The organism is Micromonospora sp. KC207 (genome assembly GCF_004348615.1).
GTDB lineage: Bacteria > Actinomycetota > Actinomycetes > Mycobacteriales > Micromonosporaceae > Micromonospora.
In genome coordinates, this window is sequence record NZ_SMKJ01000126.1 from 1 (window position 1) to 17,886 (window position 17,886).

At 74.5% G+C, this 17,886-nt stretch carries 22 protein-coding genes and 1 pseudogene; 13 read left to right on the forward strand and 10 right to left on the reverse strand.

Annotated elements, in window-relative coordinates; translation table 11 throughout:
- Together E1258_RS17230 and E1258_RS17235 are read left to right on the forward strand one after the other, a co-directional pair.
- Nucleotides 1–855: glycosyltransferase family 9 protein (locus tag E1258_RS17230; protein ID WP_132402117.1), on the forward strand; the 855-nt coding region annotated here is incomplete at its 5' end.
- Nucleotides 839–1,822, forward strand: coding sequence for a DNA topoisomerase IB (locus E1258_RS17235; RefSeq protein ID WP_132402120.1), 984 nt, complete (start codon nucleotides 839–841; stop codon nucleotides 1,820–1,822). The genes E1258_RS17230 and E1258_RS17235, both read left to right, overlap by 17 nt.
- 26 nt (nucleotides 1,823–1,848) lie before the next feature.
- Here E1258_RS17235 and E1258_RS35435 read toward each other — a convergent pair whose 3' ends face one another.
- The 4 genes from E1258_RS35435 to E1258_RS35440 form a co-directional block, all read right to left on the reverse strand.
- A complete protein-coding gene (locus E1258_RS35435) occupies nucleotides 1,849–1,971 on the reverse strand; it encodes a hypothetical protein (protein WP_256371010.1) in 123 nt (40 codons plus the stop codon).
- 69 nt (nucleotides 1,972–2,040) lie between these two features.
- Nucleotides 2,041–2,544, reverse strand: a complete 504-nt coding sequence (locus tag E1258_RS17245) for a hypothetical protein (RefSeq protein WP_132402123.1) — start codon at nucleotides 2,542–2,544, stop codon at nucleotides 2,041–2,043.
- A gap of 59 nt (nucleotides 2,545–2,603) precedes the next feature.
- The gene (locus E1258_RS17250) at nucleotides 2,604–4,235 is read right to left on the reverse strand and encodes a RecQ family ATP-dependent DNA helicase (RefSeq protein WP_132402126.1); all 1,632 of its coding nucleotides are present in this window, start codon (nucleotides 4,233–4,235) and stop codon (nucleotides 2,604–2,606) included.
- A gap of 163 nt (nucleotides 4,236–4,398) precedes the next feature.
- On the reverse strand, nucleotides 4,399–4,524 hold the full coding sequence (locus tag E1258_RS35440; protein ID WP_255349000.1) for a hypothetical protein: 126 nt from the start codon (nucleotides 4,522–4,524) through the stop codon (nucleotides 4,399–4,401).
- 148 nt (nucleotides 4,525–4,672) lie between these two features.
- On the opposite strand from E1258_RS35440, the gene E1258_RS17255 reads away from it, so the two are divergent.
- Nucleotides 4,673–6,220 carry a glycoside hydrolase family 3 N-terminal domain-containing protein gene (locus E1258_RS17255; RefSeq protein ID WP_132402129.1) on the forward strand — a complete coding sequence of 516 codons (1,548 nt, stop codon included), beginning with the start codon at nucleotides 4,673–4,675 and terminating at the stop codon, nucleotides 6,218–6,220.
- A 67-nt stretch (nucleotides 6,221–6,287) separates the two neighbouring features.
- On the opposite strand, the gene E1258_RS17260 is transcribed toward E1258_RS17255, so the two are convergent.
- Complete coding sequence (locus tag E1258_RS17260; protein ID WP_132402132.1) at nucleotides 6,288–6,575, reverse strand: GNAT family N-acetyltransferase; 288 nt, start codon at nucleotides 6,573–6,575, stop codon at nucleotides 6,288–6,290.
- Nucleotides 6,572–6,703 (reverse strand): hypothetical protein, encoded by a 132-nt coding sequence (locus tag E1258_RS35445; RefSeq protein WP_256371012.1) that lies wholly within the window; start codon nucleotides 6,701–6,703, stop codon nucleotides 6,572–6,574. Before E1258_RS35445 ends, E1258_RS17260 begins: the two co-directional genes overlap by 4 nt.
- A 79-nt stretch (nucleotides 6,704–6,782) precedes the next feature.
- On the opposite strand from E1258_RS35445, the gene E1258_RS17265 reads away from it, so the two are divergent.
- From E1258_RS17265 to E1258_RS17295, 7 genes and pseudogenes are all read left to right on the forward strand, one after another.
- Nucleotides 6,783–7,148, forward strand: coding sequence for a hypothetical protein (locus tag E1258_RS17265; RefSeq protein WP_007075734.1), 366 nt, complete (start codon nucleotides 6,783–6,785; stop codon nucleotides 7,146–7,148).
- A gap of 64 nt (nucleotides 7,149–7,212) precedes the next feature.
- Nucleotides 7,213–8,037, forward strand: a complete 825-nt coding sequence (locus E1258_RS17270) for a DUF1206 domain-containing protein (protein ID WP_132402135.1) — start codon at nucleotides 7,213–7,215, stop codon at nucleotides 8,035–8,037.
- An 80-nt stretch (nucleotides 8,038–8,117) separates the two neighbouring features.
- Nucleotides 8,118–9,296, forward strand: a pseudogene (locus E1258_RS17275) (mechanosensitive ion channel family protein); the annotation flags it as partial.
- 279 nt (nucleotides 9,297–9,575) lie between these two features.
- Complete coding sequence (locus tag E1258_RS17280) at nucleotides 9,576–10,010, forward strand: phage holin family protein (protein WP_132402141.1); 435 nt, start codon at nucleotides 9,576–9,578, stop codon at nucleotides 10,008–10,010.
- The gene (locus E1258_RS17285) at nucleotides 10,007–10,354 is read left to right on the forward strand and encodes a DUF3618 domain-containing protein (protein WP_132402145.1); all 348 of its coding nucleotides are present in this window, start codon (nucleotides 10,007–10,009) and stop codon (nucleotides 10,352–10,354) included. The genes E1258_RS17280 and E1258_RS17285 overlap by 4 nt, the downstream gene beginning before the upstream one ends.
- A complete protein-coding gene (locus tag E1258_RS17290; protein WP_036375144.1) occupies nucleotides 10,351–10,623 on the forward strand; it encodes a DUF4235 domain-containing protein in 273 nt (90 codons plus the stop codon). Before E1258_RS17285 ends, E1258_RS17290 begins: the two co-directional genes overlap by 4 nt.
- A 294-nt stretch (nucleotides 10,624–10,917) precedes the next feature.
- On the forward strand, nucleotides 10,918–11,121 hold the full coding sequence (locus E1258_RS17295) for a cold-shock protein (protein WP_007075740.1): 204 nt from the start codon (nucleotides 10,918–10,920) through the stop codon (nucleotides 11,119–11,121).
- Nucleotides 11,122–11,266: 145 nt separating this feature from the next.
- On the opposite strand, the gene E1258_RS17300 is transcribed toward E1258_RS17295, so the two are convergent.
- Nucleotides 11,267–11,464 (reverse strand): hypothetical protein, encoded by a 198-nt coding sequence (locus E1258_RS17300; RefSeq protein WP_132402149.1) that lies wholly within the window; start codon nucleotides 11,462–11,464, stop codon nucleotides 11,267–11,269.
- A gap of 91 nt (nucleotides 11,465–11,555) precedes the next feature.
- Nucleotides 11,556–12,539, reverse strand: a complete 984-nt coding sequence (locus E1258_RS17305; RefSeq protein WP_132402152.1) for an aldo/keto reductase — start codon at nucleotides 12,537–12,539, stop codon at nucleotides 11,556–11,558.
- An 81-nt stretch (nucleotides 12,540–12,620) separates the two neighbouring features.
- Here E1258_RS17305 and E1258_RS17310 point away from each other — a divergent pair, with 81 nt between their 5' ends.
- Nucleotides 12,621–13,427, forward strand: a complete 807-nt coding sequence (locus E1258_RS17310) for a trans-aconitate 2-methyltransferase (RefSeq protein WP_132402164.1) — start codon at nucleotides 12,621–12,623, stop codon at nucleotides 13,425–13,427.
- The gene (locus E1258_RS17315; protein WP_132402155.1) at nucleotides 13,424–14,449 is read left to right on the forward strand and encodes an adenosine deaminase; all 1,026 of its coding nucleotides are present in this window, start codon (nucleotides 13,424–13,426) and stop codon (nucleotides 14,447–14,449) included. Before E1258_RS17310 ends, E1258_RS17315 begins: the two co-directional genes overlap by 4 nt.
- 267 nt (nucleotides 14,450–14,716) lie before the next feature.
- Here E1258_RS17315 and E1258_RS17320 read toward each other — a convergent pair whose 3' ends face one another.
- Both E1258_RS17320 and E1258_RS17325 read right to left on the reverse strand, forming a co-directional pair.
- Complete coding sequence (locus E1258_RS17320) at nucleotides 14,717–16,120, reverse strand: HAMP domain-containing sensor histidine kinase (RefSeq protein ID WP_207919600.1); 1,404 nt, start codon at nucleotides 16,118–16,120, stop codon at nucleotides 14,717–14,719.
- 29 nt (nucleotides 16,121–16,149) lie between these two features.
- The gene (locus E1258_RS17325; RefSeq protein ID WP_132402158.1) at nucleotides 16,150–16,839 is read right to left on the reverse strand and encodes a response regulator transcription factor; all 690 of its coding nucleotides are present in this window, start codon (nucleotides 16,837–16,839) and stop codon (nucleotides 16,150–16,152) included.
- Nucleotides 16,840–16,912: 73 nt separating this feature from the next.
- Here E1258_RS17325 and E1258_RS17330 point away from each other — a divergent pair, with 73 nt between their 5' ends.
- Nucleotides 16,913–17,833 carry an ADP-ribosylglycohydrolase family protein gene (locus E1258_RS17330; RefSeq protein ID WP_132402161.1) on the forward strand — a complete coding sequence of 307 codons (921 nt, stop codon included), beginning with the start codon at nucleotides 16,913–16,915 and terminating at the stop codon, nucleotides 17,831–17,833.
- Nucleotides 17,834–17,886: the final 53 nt, after the last annotated feature.

Genomic DNA, 17,886 nt, shown 5'->3' on the forward strand with positions numbered 1-17,886 from the left:
CCCCTGGTCCGCCTGGTCGGCGGCGTCGACCGGCTTTTGCCGGCGGCCGGGCTGGACCCCCTCGGCCGGCCCGACCCGCCCCCGGAGCTGGCCGTCAACCTGCACGGGCGCGGCCCGCAGTCGCACCGGTTGCTCGCCGCGACCCGGCCACGCCGGCTGCTGGCGTTCGTCAACCCCGACGCCGGGCACACCGACGGCCCCCAGTGGCGGCCCGACGAACACGAGGTCGACCGCTGGTGCCGCCTGCTCGCCTGGTACGGCATTCCCGCCGATCGCACCGACCTCGCCCTGCGCCGCCCGCCCGCCGGCCGGACACCGACCGGGGTGAGCGTCGTGCACCCGGGCAGCAAGATCCCGGCCAAGCGCTGGCCGGCCGGGCGGTTCGCGGCGCTGGCCCGCGCGCTCGCCGGGCGGGGGCACCGGGTGGTGGTCACCGGGTCGGCCGACGAGCGGGAGCTGGCTGGGCGGGTGGCGCGCCGGGCGGGCCTCGCGCCGGACGCGGTGCTCGCCGGCCGTACGGACCTCGGTGGGCTGGCCTCCCTGGTGGCGCACGCCCGCATCGTGGTCAGCGGCGACACTGGCGTCGCCCATCTCGCCACCGGCTACAACATCCCGTCGGTGGTCCTCTTCGGTCCCGCCCCGCCGGCCCGGTGGGGTCCTCCGCCTGGCCGGCCGTGGCACCGGGCGCTGTGGGCCGGCACCCGAGCGGGGAGCGGCGGACCGGAGGGTGATTGGCCCCCGTTCGCCGGGGTAGAACCCGATCCGACGTTGGCGGCGATCGGCGTCGAGGAGGTGCTGGCCGCCGTGGCGGAAGCGGAACAGGCGGTGCGAGTTGCCGGTGCGGTTACGGCGTAGCGATCCAGGCGGGCCGGGATACGGCCGCCGTCGGCGCGGCCGTGGTTGGCTCTTCCTCGACCCGGCCGGCGACCCAGTCCGCGACCCGGAGGAGCTGGCCCGGCTGCGGGAGCTGGTGATCCCGCCGGCCTGGCGGCAGGTGTGGATCTCGCCGCACCCGAACGGGCACATCCAGGCCACCGGCGTCGACGCCGCCGGGCGCAAGCAGTACCTGTACCACCCCCGGTGGCGGCAGCAGCGGGACGAGGCGAAGTTCGACCATGTGCTGAAGGTCGCCCACCGGCTCCCGGTGTTGCGCGAGCGGGTGGGGCACGACCTGTCCGGCCGGGGGCTGAACCGGGACCGGGTGCTGGCCACGGTCGCCCGGCTGCTCGACATGGGCATGTTCCGCGTCGGCGGCGACCAGTACGCCGTCGGCGACGACGCCACCTTCGGCGTGGCCACGCTGCGTCCCGAGCACGCGCGTAGCCGGGGCGGCTGCGTGGTCTTCGAGTTCCCCGCCAAGGGCGGCGTCGAACAGGTGCGCCGCATCGAGGACCCGCAGCTGTGCCGGGTGCTGACCAACCTGCGCCGCCGCAGGCGCGCCGCCGACCGGCTGTTCGGCTACTGGGACGGCCGGGCCTGGCGGGACGTGCGCAGCGACGAGGTCAACGGGTACCTGCGCGACGCCAGTGGCGGGGAGATGACCGCGAAGGACTTCCGCACCTGGCACGCCACCGTGCTGGCGGCCACCGAGCTGGCCGCCCACGCTCCGGCCCGCTCGGCGACGGCCCGCAAGAGGGCGGTGGCGGCCGTGATGCGGCAGGTCGCGGGTCTGCTGGGCAACACGGCGACCGTCGCCCGCACCTCCTACGTGGACCCCCGGGTGGTGGACCTGTTCCACGACGGCGTGGTCGCACCGGTGGGGCCGCGGACCCCCCGGGCGGAGGCGGAGCTGCGGGTGCTGGAGCTGCTGGAGGACGCCTAGGGCCTGGGGAACGTGCCGGGTCGGGCTCAGGCGACGTGGTCGTCGTACGTCGCGCGGTTGGCGAGCACGTCGTCCATGTGCGCCTCGGCCCACCCCTTCAACCCGCGCACCCACGCCGCCGCCGGTGGCGCGAGTCCCAGGGGAGGCAAGCGGCCCGGCCGGCCCCGGTGCGGGGACGGCCGGCGCGTCGTTCGGGGAACCAGTCGTCGTCCGCGCGATCAGTCGTTGAGGACCTGGGCGAGCCGGTCACGGAAGCGCCGCTCGGAGTCGCTCACCTGGTCGCCGCCGAGGCCCAGGAGGCCGCCGCTGGGCGCCGCGGTCACCACGTGCTCGGCGATCTCCACCAGCCAGTGCTTGTAGGCGCCGGCCTCGCCCTCGTCGACCTTCCCGGCCAGCAGGCGGGCCGCCGAGGCCGCCCGGTTCAGCACGTCCTCGATCACCGCCCGCGGGTCGGCGGGCGCGATCACCGGCAGCTCCTCGCCGGCCTCCGGGTCACCCACCCGGGACACGATCTCGCCCGCCACGGCGGCCACGAGCCGGCTGCCCGACTCGCGGCCCGTGGCGATGCTCTCCAGCCCGGCCGCGTTCTCGGCCATGGTCCGGCGGGCGCCGTCGTGCTCGGCGGCGCTCGCCGCGGTCAGCACCGACTGCGGCAGGCCGACCAGCAGCCCCCACTCCTCGTCGGAGAAACCGAAACCGGTGTACGCCGGCTGCTCGATCACGACCGCGCTCCTCTCGTCTGTTCCATCTCGGTGCCGTGGGCACGGTGGCCCGGCTCAGGCTAGTCGAGGGTCAACAGACCCTGTTCGGACACCACGCGCACCGACAGCGTCTTGTAGCCGACCTCGTCGAAGAGCACGGTCATCCGCTCGTCCTCGTAGCTGAGCACCAGGCCCGGCCCCCACTCGGGGTGGCGCACCTGGCTGTGCACCGGGAACGGTCCGCTGGCGCCGTCGTCGGCGACGCTGGTGCCGGCGAGGCAGCTGTCGCAGTGCCCGCAGACCTCGGTCATCTGCTCGCCGAAGTACGCCAGCAGCGCCTGTCCCCGGCAGCCCGTCGTCTCGGCGAAGGCCCGCATCATGTCCGTCCGCGACCGGGTCACGGCCCGCTGCCGCTCGGCCTCCGCCCGCGCCGCGTCGCCGGCCTCGCCCGGGGTCGGGGAGTACCGGGGCGCGCCGATCCGCTGCCGCGACCGGGGCTCGGCGGCCCCGACCTGCTCCAGCAGGGCGAGGTACTGCCCCAGCTTGCGCGGCCTCAGACCGGTCGCCTCCGACAGTTCCTTCTTCGTCGCCGGCCCGCGCCGCAGCAGGGCGGCCAGGTCGCGCAGCTCGCCGGCGTCCGGCAGGCCGCCGCTGAAGAAGCGTTGCAGTCCGACGTCCTCGGCCTGCCAGAGCAGCAGCACCCGGGCCGGCTGCCCGTCGCGCCCGGCCCGGCCGATCTCCTGGAAGTAGCTGTCCGGCGAGTCCGGCAGCGCCATGTGCACCACCCAGGCGATGTTCGGCTTGTCGATGCCCATGCCGAACGCCGAGGTGGCCACCATGATGGGCACCCGGTCGGCGAGGAACGCCTCGTGCAGCTCTCCGCGCGCCCCGGCGGGCATGCCGCCGTGGTAGAAATCGGACGGGAAGCCGGCGCCGGTGAGCCGCGCGGCCAGTTCCTCGGCCGCCCGCCGGGTCGGCACGTAAATGATCCCGGGGCGGTTGTCCTCGCGCAGCAGGGCGAGCAGCCGCCGCCACCGGTAGTCCTCGGTGGGGCAGTGCGCGACCTCCAGGAACAGGTTCGGCCGCTCCAGCCCGGAGACGACCACCTCGGCGTCGCGCAGCCGCAGCCGGGCGATGATGTCGTCGCGTACCGGCGGGGAGGCGGTGGCGGTCAGGGCGACAACCGGGGGCCGGCCGAGGCCCTCGATGAGGTGGCCCAGCGCCAGGTAGTCGGGGCGGAAGTCGTGCCCCCAAACCGAGATGCAGTGCGCCTCGTCGATCGCCACGAGTGCCGGCTTCAGCGACCTGACCTCCGCCATCCGGTCGGGGTTGGCCAGCTGCTCCGGCGTGATGAACAGGAACTCGGCCCGGCCCGCGCGAATCTCCTCGATCGCCTCCGCCTGCTGGGCCGGCGTCTCGTCCGAGCTGATCCGTACCGCCCGCAGTTCGGGGCGGCGACGCTCGTTGAGGGCCGCGATCTGGTCCTGCTGGAGGGCGAGCAGCGGGGAGATCACCACGGTCGGGCCGCGGATCAGGCTGGCCGGGATCTGGTAGATCGCCGACTTGCCGGCGCCGGTGGGGAGCACCACCAGGGCGTCGCGTCGCTTCATCACCGCGCGCATGGCGGCGAGCTGGTTGGGCCGCAGCGCTTTCCAGCCAAAGAGGCTCCGCGCCGCGCGGCGCAACGTCATGGAGTGCGTGGACAGCTTCATCGAGGGCCGGAGGTACCCCGGGCGATCACCGCCGAAACCCGCCGGGAAGGAGGGGCCCCGGTGAACGCATCCTGTTGTACAGGGGCCCTCCTGGCACCTCGGGCAGCGCGGAAGATGGACAGTGTGGTCCGGCCGGTGGATCGGGTCAGCGCCGCGATCGGGGTCAGCGGCGGCCGAACATGGCCCGGATCGCGGCGAGCAGGAGCAGGCCGCCGACCACCAGACCGAGCAGGCGGACGCCGGGCACGTCGGCCGCGCTGGTGGCGTCGGCGAGCGGCGGGACAGGCATGTGGGAACTCTCCCACGAAGGGTCGGCCCGCGCCAGAGAGTAACAGTAAAGTTTATTGACTATTTGTCGGCGGTGGTGTGACCATGGCAGCACCGCCGCGGGGCCGCGGCCGGTCCGACACGGCACAAGACGGGGGTACGGCAGCCGCATGAGCAGCGCACCGACGGGGAACCTGGCGAGCCTGGCGGCCGCCGTCCTGCAACCCGGATTCGTCGGCACCGCCCCGCCTCCGTGGGTCCGCCGATGGCTCCGCGACGGGCTCGGCTCGGTGGTGCTCTTCGCCCGAAACATCGTCGACCTCGACCAGGTCGCCGCGCTCACGGCCGCGCTGCGCGCCGAGCGTCCCGACGTCGTCGTCGCCATCGACGAGGAGGCCGGCGACGTCACCCGGATCGAGTCGCGTCGGGGCAGCTCCCGACCCGGCAACTTGGCCCTCGGCGTCGTCGACGACGCCGAACTCACCACCGAGGTGGCCCGCGACCTGGGCCGGGAGTTGGCCTCGGTCGGCGTCACCCTCGACTACGCCCCGGACGCCGACGTCAACTCCAACCCCGCCAACCCGGTGATCGGGGTACGCGCCTTCGGGGCCGACCCGGCACTCGTCGCCCGGCACACCGCCGCCTGGGTACGCGGACTCCAGGCCGGCGGGGTGGCCGCCTGCGCCAAGCACTTCCCCGGCCACGGCGACACCCGCGTCGACTCGCACCACGACCTGCCCCGCATCGGCGGCAGCCGGCACCAGCTCGACGCCGCAGAGCTGGTGCCGTTCCGGGCCGCCGTGGCGGCCGGGGTGCAGGCGGTGATGACCGGCCACCTGCTCGTCCCGGCGCTCGACCCGGAGCTGCCGGCCACCCTCAGCCCCCGCATCCTCGGTGGCCTGCTCCGCGAGGAGCTGGGCTTTCAGGGCGTGATCGTCACCGACGCGGTGGAGATGCGGGCGGTCGCCGACCGGTACGGCTTCGCCGGCGCGGCGGTCCGCGCCCTGGCCGCCGGGGCGGACGCGATCTGCGTCGGCGGCGAACGCGCAGACGAGGACGCCCCCCGGGAGCTGCGCGACGCGATCGTCGCCGCGGTCGTCGCGGGCGAGCTGCCCGAGGAGCGGCTGGCCGAGGCGGCCAAGCGCGTCGGGCAGCTCGCCGCCTGGACGGTGGCCGCCCGGGCCGGCGCCCCGTCGCGCCCCACCGCCGCCCCGGAGGGCTCCCCGATCGGGCTGGCCGCAGCCCGCCGCGCCGTACGGGTCACCGCGACGGCTGCCGCTGCGGCCCTGCCGCTGGCCACGGCCCCGCACGTGGTCGAGTTCGAGCCGCCCCGCAACGTCGCCATCGGCGCGGAGACCCCGTGGGGGATCGCCACCCCGCTCGCCGCCCTGCTGCCGGGCACGACCGCCGTCCGCCTCGGCGAGGGCGACCCGCCTGCCGGTGTCGCCGCCGGGGCCGTCGGCCGGCCGCTGGTGCTGGTCGTGCGCGACCTGCACCGGCACGACTGGATGCGCGCCGCCGTGGCCCGGGCGCTCGCCGCCCGCCCGGACGCGGTGGTGGTCGAGCTGGGCGTGCCCGCCCTGGTCACCGGTGCCGTGCATGTCGCCACCCACGGCGCGACCCGGGCCGGCGCGCGGGCCGCCGCCGAGCTGCTGGCCGGCACGGGGCACGTCGCCCCGGTGCCGCTGGCGGGCGTGCGGGAGAACGTGACCGGGTGACGCCGCCGCCGGCCCGGTGAGGCGGTGGCCCGGCGGCGGTGCTGGCGACGACCAGGCGGAAGCCCGGTCAGGCGGTGGCGGCGACCAGGTCCGCGTACTCGGGGTGGCGCTCGATGAAGGCCGCCATGAACGGGCACTTCGGCACCACCCGGCCGCCGCGTTCGCGGACCTGGTCCAGAGTGGCCCGCACCAGCGCCGACCCGACTCCCATGTTCTGGAACTTCGCGTCGACCTCGGTGTGGGTGAAGACCAGCACCGCGCCCCGGGGCAGGTACGCGGTGAACCCGGCCAGCGCGTCGTCGACCAGGATCTCGAAGCGGCGGCGGGCGGGATTGTCCTCGACCAGGAAGCTCACCCGGCCATTCTGCCCCCGGCCGCCGCCAACCGGTCCAGTTCGGCGAGCAACCTGTCGGCCTCGTCGCCGGTGCTGTATTGGTACGCGCTGGCCCGGACCGCGTGCGCCGCCGCGGCGATCGCCGCCACCTCCGGCACCGTGCCGAGCGCGTTGCCGCCGCTGCTTGCACGAATGCGGGGGTCGCGGGGGTCTCGTACCCTTGATCGCGTGACGAACCGACGCGGTACCTTCCCGTCCACCCCTACCCGCCGCGCCGCCGGCCTGCTGGCCGGCCTGGCGCTCGGCGTCGCCCTGCTCGCCGGTTGCAGTTCCGAGGGCGCCTCCACCGACTGCGGCCTGGACGCCTGCACGGTCACCTTCGACCGGGGCGTCGAGGCGAGCGCCACCATTCTCGGCGTCGAAACCAAGCTGGTCGGCGCCCAGGGCGACCAGGTGACCGTCGAGGTCGCCGGCGAGCAGCTGTCGCTGACCGTGGGCCAGCAGGCCACCGAGGTCGGCGGCTTCGCGGTCACCCTGGACAGCGTCACCGACGAGCAGGTCAAGATCCGCGTCTCGCGCAACGCCAACGGCTAACGGCGCGTCACCTGGCGGTGGCGGTCGACGTTTGGGAATCTCCGGAATCGGAGATTGTGGCGCCATGTCACTCACCCGCAATGCCGAAGCCACCGCCTCGCAGGCCGCGGACAGCCGGTGGCTCGAACTACTCGCCCGGGCCGGTTTCATCGGCTACGGCGTGGTGCACCTGCTGTTCGCCTGGCTCGCCCTGCAGATCGCCTTCGGCGACTCGGGCGGCAAGGACGGCGACCAGTCCGGTGCGCTGAGCACCCTGGCCGAGCAGCCGATGGGCAAGTTCCTCTGCGTCGCGATCGCCGTCGGCATGCTCGCCATGGCGATCTGGCAGGCGCTGGAGGCCGCTGTCGGGCACCGCGCCGAGCGCGGCCGGCAGCGGCTCTATGGGCGGATCGCCTCCGCCGCGCGCACCCTGGTCTACCTGTACTTCGCCTGGATCGCCTGGAAGGTATTCGCCAACGCCGGTTCGAGCAGCGCCGACCAGCAGGAGGCCCTCACCGGCAGGCTGATGGAGTCCGGCGGCGGTCGCCTGCTGGTCGGCCTGGCCGGGCTGGTGCTCGCCGCGATCGGCGTCGGCCTGGTGATCTACGGGTGGAAGAAGAAGTTCCAGAAGCACCTCAAGACCGGGGAGATGAACACGCACACCCGGACCCTGGCCCTCCGCCTCGGCACGGCCGGTTACGTCGCCAAGGGCGTCGCGTACGGCATCGCCGGCCTGCTGGTGGTCGTCGCCGGGGTCAACTACGACCCGGAGAAGGCCCGCGGCCTCGACGCCGCCCTGCGCGCCCTGCGCGAGCAGTCGTACGGCCCGTTCCTGCTCGCCCTGGTCGCACTCGGCATCGCCTGCTACGGGGTGTACTGCTTCCTCCAGTCCCGGTACCGCAGGGTCTGACCTGGCCGCGATGGCGGACAGCGGGCACCATTGGGCTTTCGCCCGGATCGAGGGACCCGCTGAAGGGGGGAGAGACACCCGTGCAGAGCTACCTCACGACGGTCGTCGCCGCGCTCGCCGCGGCGGCGATCGCCCTTTTCCTGGCCGAGGTGGTGCACCGGATGACCCGGCGGCTCGGCCGGCGTTCGCTGCTGATGACCGAGCTGACCGACCACGCGCACCGCCCGTTCCAGGTCGCCGCGACCGTGCTCGCCGTGCAGTTCGCTGTCCGGTTCTCCACCGGCTACGCCGTCGGCACACCGTGGCGGCAGGTGGTGCTGCACATGTTGGTGCTCGGCATCATCGCCACCGTGTCCTGGCTGGTCGCCTCGCTGCTGGTGGTGGTCGAGGACGTCGCCCTGGCCCGGTTCCGGGTCGACGTGCCGGACAATCGGCACGCCCGCCGGGTCCGTACCCAGGTGGTGATGCTGCGCCGGCTGACGATCGCGGTGATCGTGATCCTCGCCCTCGGCGTGATGCTGATGACCTTCCCGAGCGTCCGGGGGGTCGGTGCCGGCGTGCTGACCTCTGCCGGCGTCGTCGGTGTGGTGGCCGCGCTCGCCGCGCAGAGCCTGCTCGGCAACGTCTTCGCCGGACTGCAGCTCGCCTTCAGCGACGCGGTGCGCCTCGACGACGTGGTGGTCGTCGAGGGGGAGTGGGGACGCATCGAGGAGCTGACCCTCAGTTACGTCGTCGTGCAGATCTGGGACGACCGCCGGCTGATCCTGCCCACCTCGTACTTCACCAGCAAGCCCTTCCAGAACTGGACCCGCACCGAGGCGGCCGTGCTGGGCACCGCCGAGTTCGACGTCGACTGGTCGATCAACGTGCAGGAGATGCGGGAGGAACTGCGCCGGCTGGTGGAGGGCAGCGAGCTGTGGGACGGCCGAGTGTGCGTCCTTCAGGTCACCGACGCCACCGGCGGCCTGATCAAGGTGCGGGCGCTGGTCAGCGCCGCGAACGCCGGCAGTCTGTGGGACCTGCGCTGCCTGGTCCGCGAGCACCTGGTCGGCTGGGTCCGGGACCACCGTCCGACCGCGCTGCCCCGCATGCGCGCCGAGGTCGGCGACGCCTCCGGCGCGCTGCCCTGGCAGGCGGTGCAGCCCCGGCCCCCAATGCGCCGCCGGACCGAGCCGGAGGCGCCCGACGACGCCCGGGTCTTCGGCGGCAGCGACGACGGCGCGGCCCGCAGCGAGGCGTTCGTCGGCCCGGACGAGCCGACCGGCCGCCCCGAGGCCCCGGGCCCGTCGGGGAATGCGCCGGAGCCGTCGCAGGACGCCCCGGACCCGTCGGGGAACCACGTTGCGGCCCCGCGCTGACGGTGCGCGGGGCAGGGACGTGTGGCGGTGCGTTGATCTGCCGTAAGGGGCGGGCAGGGTTTGAACGGCCGTTCCCTGGGGACTGCTGCGCGACGCGGTCAGTGCGACTGGCCGCTCCGCGCAGGATTGACGGGCGGCGACTCCGGGCATACAGCGCGGTGATGACGAAAGGAGGACAGCATGGCTGACGTTGCGAATCACCGCATGCCTCGGACCGAAAGCGAGCCGTCCACCGCCGAACTGGTGCAGCGGGCCACGGAGCAGGTTTCCCGGCTCGTCCGCGACGAGCTGGCCCTGGCCCGGGCGGAGCTGACCCGGAAGGGCAAGCACGCCGGCATCGGGATCGGCCTCTTCGGCGGCGGCGGCGCCCTGGCGCTCTACGGCCTCGGCGCGCTGGTCGCCGCCGCGATCCTGTTGCTGGCGCTGGTCGTGCCCGCCTGGTTGGCCGCCTTGATCGTCGCGGTGGCGCTCTTCCTGGTGGCCGGGATCCTCGCCCTGGTCGGCAAGAAGCAGGTCAGCCAGGCGGTTCCGCCGGTGCCGGCGGCGACGGTACGCAGCGTCCGGGCGGACGTGGACACCGTCACCGCCGCGGTGAAGGACAGGCCACGGGCATGACGGGCGGCCTGGGCAACGGCACCGGCGACACCGAGGCGCTCCGTGAGGAGATCCGGCGTACCCGGGTGGAACTGGGCGAGACGATGGAGGCGCTGGCCGCCAAGGCGAACGTGAAGGCCCGGCTGCGCTCTTCGGCCGAGCAGGCGAAGGGACGGGTGCGGGAGCAGGCCGCGCAGACCGTGGCCCGGGTGCGCGGGCAGGCCGCCCAGGGCGCCGAGGCCGCCCGGAACCGGGCCGCCTCGGGCGCGGAGCTGGCGCGCGGCCCGCTGCCGTGGGCGGCGGTCGCGGCCGGCGCGGTGGCTACCATGATCGTGCTGTTGGTCGTCCGGGGGAGGCGCAGGTGAGCAAGGGCATCGGCAGGGCCGCGTACCGGCCGGTCGGGGTGCTGATGGGGTTGGCCGCCGGTGCGGTCGCGGGCGCGATCTTCCGGCAGGTGTGGAAGGTGACCGCCGGCGACGGCGAGGCACCGAGCGCGACCGACGAGGACCGCGGCTGGGGCGAGATCCTCGCCGCCGCCGCCCTCCAGGGCGCGATCTTCGCGGTGGTCCGGGCGGCTGTGGACCGTGGCGGCGCGGTGGGCGTACGCCGGATGACCGGCCGGTGGCCCGACTGAGCGGCCGAAACAGGCGTGGGCCCCCCTTCCCGGTAGACCGGGAGGGGGCCCTTTCGCTCGGCGGTGCCGGCCCGCGAGGCCGGAATTCGGGCGTCCTTCGGGTCACATGTCGGAGAATTTCGTCGGGTAGGCTGTGCAGAGTTTTCGCTACGTGGTTTGCTGTTCCACGCTGTTGCGAGATGGCGTGGGTTGAGAGAAGTCTCCTGCACAGGGGGCCGCCTCAGGCGCCGCTGCTCGAAAACGGCCAATCGGCCGCACGGCGTGCTCGGCCGCCAGTTTTAGAAGGAGATACACATGGCGCAGGGAACCGTGAAGTGGTTCAACGCAGACAAGGGCTTCGGCTTCATCACCGTCGACGGCGGGGGTGCTGACGTGTTCGTCCACTTCTCGGCCATCCAGACCAGCGGCTACCGCACGCTGGAGGAGAACCAGCGGGTGGAGTTCGAGATCGCCCAGGGTCAGAAGGGCCCGCAGGCTGAGCAGGTCCGCCCGATCTGAGCAGTCCCGGCCGGCGTGCCGGCCGAGGGGATGATCCGACCCGGATCACAATGAAGCCCCGTGTCCCGTTCGGGATGCGGGGCTTTCCATGTCGTCGGGGCCGCCCCGCCCGGGACGGGTCGTCCGGCCGCCCTGCGGCGGGGGTTCAGGGGCGGCGACGTCGGGCGCGCAGGCCGTACCAGAGGGTCGCGAGTCCGAACAGGACCAGCACCGGGCCGAGCAGCGCCCAGACCCGCCGGTCGGTCATGACGCTGCCGCCGACGTAGCCGAGGCCCTGCACCGTCCAGACAGCGCCGACGACCACCGCGAGCAGGCCGAGGGTGAGCCGGAGCCACCCCCTCATCGCGTTCCTCCCTCGCCGGCTGGGCACCCGCGCCGGCCCGGTCCGGCCTGCGCCCCGTCGCTGGGGTGCGCGAGCACCGCCGCCGGGCGGGTCACCACCGGTCGTGCACCTGCGGCCGGACCAGCTCGTCGTAGGTGTCCCGGACGGCGGTCAGCTCGTCGGGCGTAAGCGGCGCGAGGTCGGCCGTGGCGGCGTTGCGCCGGGCCTGCTCGGCGTCGCGGGCGCCGGGGATGACCACGGTGACGCCCGGCTGGTCGAGCACCCAGCGCAGCGCGAACTGGGCCATCGTGCGGCCCGTCCCGACCAGTGGGGCGAGCCGGCGCACGGCGGCCAGCCCGGTGCCGAAGTCCACCCCGGAGAAGGTCTCCCCGACGTCGAACGACTCGCCGTGCCGGTTGTACGTGCGATGGTCGTCGGAGGCGAAGGTGGTGTGCTCGTCGTACCGGCCGGAGAGCAGGCCGCTGGCCAGGGGCACCCGCGCGATGATGCCGACCCCGGCGGCCGAGGCGGCCGGCAGCACCCGTTCGAGGGGCTTGTGGCGCAGCGCGTTCAGGATGATCTGGACGCTCGCCACGCCGGGTCGGGCGATCGCGGTGAGCGCCTGGTCGCACGTCTCCACGCTGACCCCGTACCCGGCGATCCGCCCGTCGGCGACGAGGGCGTCCAGGGCGTCGAAGACCCGGTCGTCGCCGAACACGGCGGTGGGTGGGCAGTGGAGCTGGACCAGATCGAGGGTGTCCACGCCGAGGTTGGCCCGGGACCGGTCGGTCCAGGCCCGGAAGTTCTCCGCCGTGTACGCCTCCGGCCGCTGCTCGACCCGGCGGCCCATCTTCGTCGCCACGGTCAGCCCCGCGTCGGGGCGGGTCCGCAGGAACCGCCCGATGAACTGCTCGCTGCGCCCGTCGCCGTACACGTCGGCGGTGTCGATGAACGTGACGCCCGCGTCCACGGCGGCGGCCAGGACGGCCATCGCGTCGGCCTCGTCGACCCGGCCCCAGTCCGCGCCGAGCTGCCAGGCGCCGAGCCCGACCACGCCGACGTGCCGCCCGAGCCGGGAAAACATGCGCTGCTGCATGCCCTGAGCCTAGTGACCCGCTTGTCTGGCCTCGCAGGGGGCCGTACGTTGAAAAAGACGGACGTACGGTTTGGAGGCGTGATGTGGGATCCGGCGACGTACCTGCGCTACCGCGACGAGCGGGGCCGGCCGTTTCATGACCTGCTCGCCCGCGTCCCGGCCCAACGGCCGCGGGCCGTGGTCGACCTCGGCTGCGGGCCCGGCACCCTGACCGCCGGCCTGGCGTCCCACTGGCCGCGCGCGCGGATCTCCGGCCTCGACTCGTCGCCGGAGATGATCGACCGGGCCACCGGGCTTGACGCGCCGGTGGACTTCGCGGTCGGCGACGTGCGCGACTGGCACCCCGCCCCGGACGTCGACGTGGTGGTCAGCAACGCCCTGCTCCAGTGGGTGCCGGGCCACCGGGAGTTGCTGACCCGATGGGTCGCCGAGCTGCCCGCCGGGGCGTGGCTCGCCTTCGGCGTGCCGGGCAACTTCGACGCTCCCTCGCACCGGGCGCTGCGCGCGGTGGGCCGGAGCGGGCCGTGGGCCGCCGAGCTGGCCCTGACGCAACGCGACAGCCCGGTCGACGACGCGGTCGGCTACGCCACGCTGCTGACCGGTGCCGGCTGCGCGGTCGACGCCTGGGAGACTACGTACGTGCACCTGCTGCCGGCCCCCGCAGACGCCGACCACCCGGTGCTGACCTGGCTGGAGGGCACCGCGCTGCGTCCGGTCCGGGCGGCCCTGGACGACGCCCGGTGGGCCGACTTCCGCGCCGCGCTCGCGGCCCGCCTCGCGGCCGCCTACCCGGTCCGCCAGGGGCAGGTCTGCTTCCCGTTCCGCCGCGTCTTCGTCGTCGCCCGCACCGGTGCCCGCCCGTCGCACCCTGCCAAGGAGAGCCCGTGACCGACCTGTCTGCCTTCATCGCCGGCCTGCCCAAGGTGGAGCTGCACGTGCACCACGTCGGCTCCGCGTCGCCGCGCATCGTGGCCGAGCTGGCCGCCCGCCACGAGGGGGCCAGCCCGGTGCCGGCGGACCCGGACGCCCTGGCCGACTACTTCGCCTTCCGCGACTTCGCGCACTTCATCGAGGTCTACCTCAGCGTCGTGGACCTGGTCCGCGACCCCGACGACGTGTGGATCCTTACCCACGAGGTGGCCCGCGAGCTGGCCCGCCAGCAGGTCCGGTACGCCGAGCTGACCGTCACCCCGTACTCCCACGTGCGCCGGGGCATTCCCGCGCCGGCGTTCTGCGAGGCGATCGAGGACGCCCGCAGGCGGGCCGAGGCCGACTTCGGCATCGCCCTGCGCTGGTGCTTCGACATCCCCGGCGAGGCGGGGCTGCCGGCCGCCGAGGAAACCCTGCGGATCTGCCTTCAGGAGCGGCCGGACGGGCTGGTCAGCTTCGGCCTGGGCGGCCCCGAGATCGGCGTGCCCCGGCCACAGTTCAAGCCGTACTTCGACCAGGCCCGGGCGGCCGGGCTGCACTCGGCCCCGCACGCGGGCGAGACCACCGGCCCGCAGACGATCTGGGACGCCCTTGGCGACCTCGGCGCGGAACGCATCGGCCACGGCATCTCCGCCGCCGACGACCCCGAGCTGCTCGCCCACCTGGCGCAGCGGCGCATCGCCCTGGAGGTCTGCCCCACCTCCAACGTGCGCACCCGGGCGGTCACGTCGCTCGACGCGCATCCGCTGCCCCGCCTGGTCGAGGCCGGCGTGCTGGTCACCATCAACTCCGACGACCCGCCGATGTTCGGCACCACGCTCAACGACGAGTACGCGGTGGCTGCCCGACTGCTCGACCTCGGCCCGCAGGGGCTGGCGGCGCTGGCCGCCGACGCGGTGACGGCGTCGTTCCTGGAACCGGGGGAGAAGGCGCGGCTCACCGCCGAGATCGACCGCTACCTGGCCACGACGGCCGGCTGACCGGGCCTTTCTGCCGGCCCGCCGGACCACGGGCCGATGGGCACCCGGATCTGGGGACTGGCGCGCGGCGGGAGGAGGTTGTGGGGGGACCGCACTCCCGCCGCGCGCACGGCTCCACCGACCTGAGGAAACCCCGGAGTGGCCGGCGGAACTGATGGGTTCGCCCCAGATACTGCCACCCCGCGTCCGATGTGCCGCCGTGGTTAATCCGGATCTAAGAAAGACTTGCGTCTTCGCACAACCCGCCGGAACGAGCGGCCTGCCGCGTCAGCCGGCCGAGGGCCGCCGGCGGGGCCAGCGACGGCCCTCCGCCTTCTGCTCCCGCGCCTCCCGGGCCATCCGCCCGACCAGGCCGAACCGGTTGACCTGTCGAGGGATGGCCTCCGGGTCGGCCAGCAGCATCACCACGCTGGCCCCGCCGAGCTGGGCCCGGTCGATGCTCACCGAACCGTTGGCCTGCAACGCCACCCGCTTGGCGATGTCCAGGCCCAGGCCGGTGGAGCCCTGGTCGCTGGCCCCCCGGCGCAACGCCCGGTCCGGGTTGGCGATCCCGGGGCCGGCGTCGTCGATCCGGAGCGCCACGTACCCGTCCCGGCGGGAGACCGCCACCTCGAACGCGGTGCCCTGCGGGGTGTAGCGGAACACGTTGCCGATCACCGCGTCGAGCGCGGCGGCCAACTCGGCGCGGGGCACCGGCGCCGGGATGCGCAACTGGCCGCCGCTGACCCGGTGGGGGCGGTTCTGGTCCCCGGCGAGGGCCGACCAGAACACCATCCGGTCCCGGACGACCTCGCTGACGTCGCACATCGCCGGACCGGCCTCGTGGGCGACCGTCTTGCGGGTCGTCTTGATCAGCACGTCGATCTCGCCCTCCAAGGTGACGATCGCCTGCCGGATCCGCCGGATCGTGCGCCGCCGGTCCAGCTCCGCCTCGGTGAACGAGCCCACGCTGGTGTCGTCGGAGTCCAGCCCCTCGGCGTCGAGCCGCAGCACCGTCAGCGGAGTACGCAGCCGGTGCGACAGGTCGGCCACCAGCTCCCGCTCGTCGGTGCGCGCCGTCACCAACCGATCGGCCATCCGGTTGAACGCGTAGCCGGCCTCGGCCAGCTCGCGCGGGCCGCTCGGCTCGACGCGCACCCCCAGGTCGCCGTCGCCCACGGCGAGGGCGGCCCGCACCAGCCCCCGGGTCGAGTCGACCGCCCGGGCCGCGACCCGGTCCACCACCAGCACGGCGGCACCGACCAGCGCCGCCGCCACCGCCGCCAGCAGCAGCCAGCGTCCCGTGGCGCCCTCGTCGAGGGCGGAGCCCGGGACGAACACCTCGACCACCGCCACCGTGTCGCCGAGCACCACCGGATCGAGCCGCAGCACCCCGCCCGGCACGTCCGTGACCACGGAACGCCGGTCGGCGACGGCCCGGGCCAGCGCCGCTGCGTCGGCCCGGCCGGTCGTGTCGTCGCCGCCCAGCCCGTGCACGACCGGCCGGGTCGCCGGGTCCTCGCCACTGGCCTCCACCGCGCGCTGGACCACCGCGGGCTCGGTGCTGACCGCTAGGGCCCCGATGACCAGCGCGCTACGCCGGGCGGCATCGGCGATGGCCTCCTTGCGGGCCTGCTCGCCGAGGCTGATGCCGAGGGGAACCAGGAACGCGAGCGCCACGAGCGCGCACATGCCGGCCGTGAGCCAGGCCAGCGTGACCCTCAGTCCGGGGCCACCAACCGGAAGCCCACCCCCCGCACGGTGCGCAGGTAGCGCGGCTTCGCCGCGGACTCGCCCATTTTGCGGCGCAGCCAGTACAGGTGAACGTCGATGGTCTGGTCCTCGCCGACCGACGGCTGCCGCCATACCTCCTCCAAGAGCTCCCGGCGGGACACTACCCGCCCCGGTCGGGCGGCGAGATACGCCAACAGGTCGAATTCCTTGCGGGTCAGCGCGAGGGGCACCCCGTCGAGCAGGGCGCTGCGCTCGCCGACGTCCACCCGCAGGCCGCCGACGGTGTGCACGGCCGGCTGCACGCTCCGGCTGGCCCGGCCGGCGCGACGCAGCACGGTGGTGATGCGGGCGTCCAGGTGCGCCCCGGTGAACGGCTTGACCATGTAGTCGTCCGCGCCCGCCCGCAGCAGCCGTACCACCGACTGCTCGTCGTCGCGGGCGGTGGCGATGATGATCGGCACGTCGGTGATCCCGCGCAGCATCCGCAGCGCGTCCGAGCCGTCGAGGTCGGGCAGGCCCAGGTCCAGCACCACCAGGTCGGGAGTCTCCGCCGCGACCCGGCGCAGCGCGTCCAGCGCGGTGCCCACGGCGTGCACGGCGTGCCCGCGCTCGGCGAGGGACCGCAACATCGCGCCGCGTACGACGTGGTCGTCTTCGACCAGGAGCACCGTGGCCACGTCAGCACCGTACTCGCCGGGGCAAGCGGGGCGCGTTGCGGCGCACCCCGCGACAGGGCAAGCTGGTACGGCCATGCCTTTCACGCTCTTCGCGGACACCCGTACGGCACTCGCCCGGGACAGCCTGCACGGCCTCTCCGTCGGCGACGCCCTCGGCTCGCAGTTCTTCGTGCCCGGTCGACAGCCCGCGGACCTCGCCGCCGGCCGGTTCCCGCCGCCGCCCTGGCAGTGGACCGACGACACCGAGATGGCCTGCTCCGTGGTGGCCGAGCTGATCGGCGCGGGGGAGATCGACCGGGACCGGCTGGCGCTGGCCTTCGCGCACCGCTGCGAGCCGTACCGCGGCTACGGGCCCGGTGCGGTGACCATCCTGCGGCTGATCCGCACCGGCACGCCGTGGCCCGTCGCCGCGGCCTCCGCGTTCGACGGGCAGGGCTCGTGCGGCAACGGCGCGGCGATGCGGGTGGGCCCCCTCGGGGCCTGGTTCGCCGACTCGACCCGGCACGCGGCGGCCCAGGCGCGGGCCTGCGCCGAGATCACCCACGCGCATCCGGAGGGAATCGCCGGCGCGGTGGCGGTGGCCGTGGCCGGCGCCCTTGCCGCCCGGGCCCGCCTCGACGGGGACCGCCCGCCGCCGTCGCGGTTGCTCGCCGCGGTGGCCGCCGCCCTCGACTCCGGCGGCGAGGTGCACCAGAGGGTACGCCGCGCGGCGGGCCTGCTGGGCCGCCCCCTCGCCGTCGCCGTGGACGCGCTCGGCAACGGCTCCCGGGTGACCGCGCAGGACACCGTCGGGTTCACGCTCTGGGTCGCGGCGACGCACCTCGACGACTACCCGGCGGCGATCCGGGCCTGCGTCGAGGCGGGCGGGGACGTGGACACCACGGCAGCCATCGTCGGGGCGGTCGTGGCCGCCCACACCGGCGTCGGTACGCCGGGCGGCGTACCCGCCGACTGGCTCGCCGCCCGCGAGCCCCTGCCCGGCTGGGTCGACTGACCGTCTCCGTTCCCCGCCCGTCTCCCCTACCGCTTCCGCCGCCCCGCCTGGCT

What these genes read in the sequence shown, in the direction of transcription:
- E1258_RS17320 (WP_207919600.1), bottom strand. Translation starts at nt 16,120, where the DNA reads ATGTGCGCGCTCGTGGCGCTCGCGTTCCTGGTTCCCCTCGGCATCAGC.
- E1258_RS17300 (WP_132402149.1), bottom strand. Translation starts at nt 11,464, where the DNA reads ATGAGGGGGTGGCTCCGGCTCACCCTCGGCCTGCTCGCGGTGGTCGTC.
- E1258_RS17295 (WP_007075740.1), top strand. Translation starts at nt 10,918, where the DNA reads ATGGCGCAGGGAACCGTGAAGTGGTTCAACGCAGACAAGGGCTTCGGC.
- E1258_RS17305 (WP_132402152.1), bottom strand. Translation starts at nt 12,539, where the DNA reads ATGCAGCAGCGCATGTTTTCCCGGCTCGGGCGGCACGTCGGCGTGGTC.
- E1258_RS17280 (WP_132402141.1), top strand. Translation starts at nt 9,576, where the DNA reads ATGGCTGACGTTGCGAATCACCGCATGCCTCGGACCGAAAGCGAGCCG.
- E1258_RS17250 (WP_132402126.1), bottom strand. Translation starts at nt 4,235, where the DNA reads ATGAAGCTGTCCACGCACTCCATGACGTTGCGCCGCGCGGCGCGGAGC.
- E1258_RS17310 (WP_132402164.1), top strand. Translation starts at nt 12,621, where the DNA reads ATGTGGGATCCGGCGACGTACCTGCGCTACCGCGACGAGCGGGGCCGG.
- E1258_RS17255 (WP_132402129.1), top strand. Translation starts at nt 4,673, where the DNA reads ATGAGCAGCGCACCGACGGGGAACCTGGCGAGCCTGGCGGCCGCCGTC.
- E1258_RS35440 (WP_255349000.1), bottom strand. Translation starts at nt 4,524, where the DNA reads ATGCCTGTCCCGCCGCTCGCCGACGCCACCAGCGCGGCCGACGTGCCC.
- E1258_RS17285 (WP_132402145.1), top strand. Translation starts at nt 10,007, where the DNA reads ATGACGGGCGGCCTGGGCAACGGCACCGGCGACACCGAGGCGCTCCGT.
- E1258_RS17330 (WP_132402161.1), top strand. Translation starts at nt 16,913, where the DNA reads ATGCCTTTCACGCTCTTCGCGGACACCCGTACGGCACTCGCCCGGGAC.
- E1258_RS17270 (WP_132402135.1), top strand. Translation starts at nt 7,213, where the DNA reads ATGTCACTCACCCGCAATGCCGAAGCCACCGCCTCGCAGGCCGCGGAC.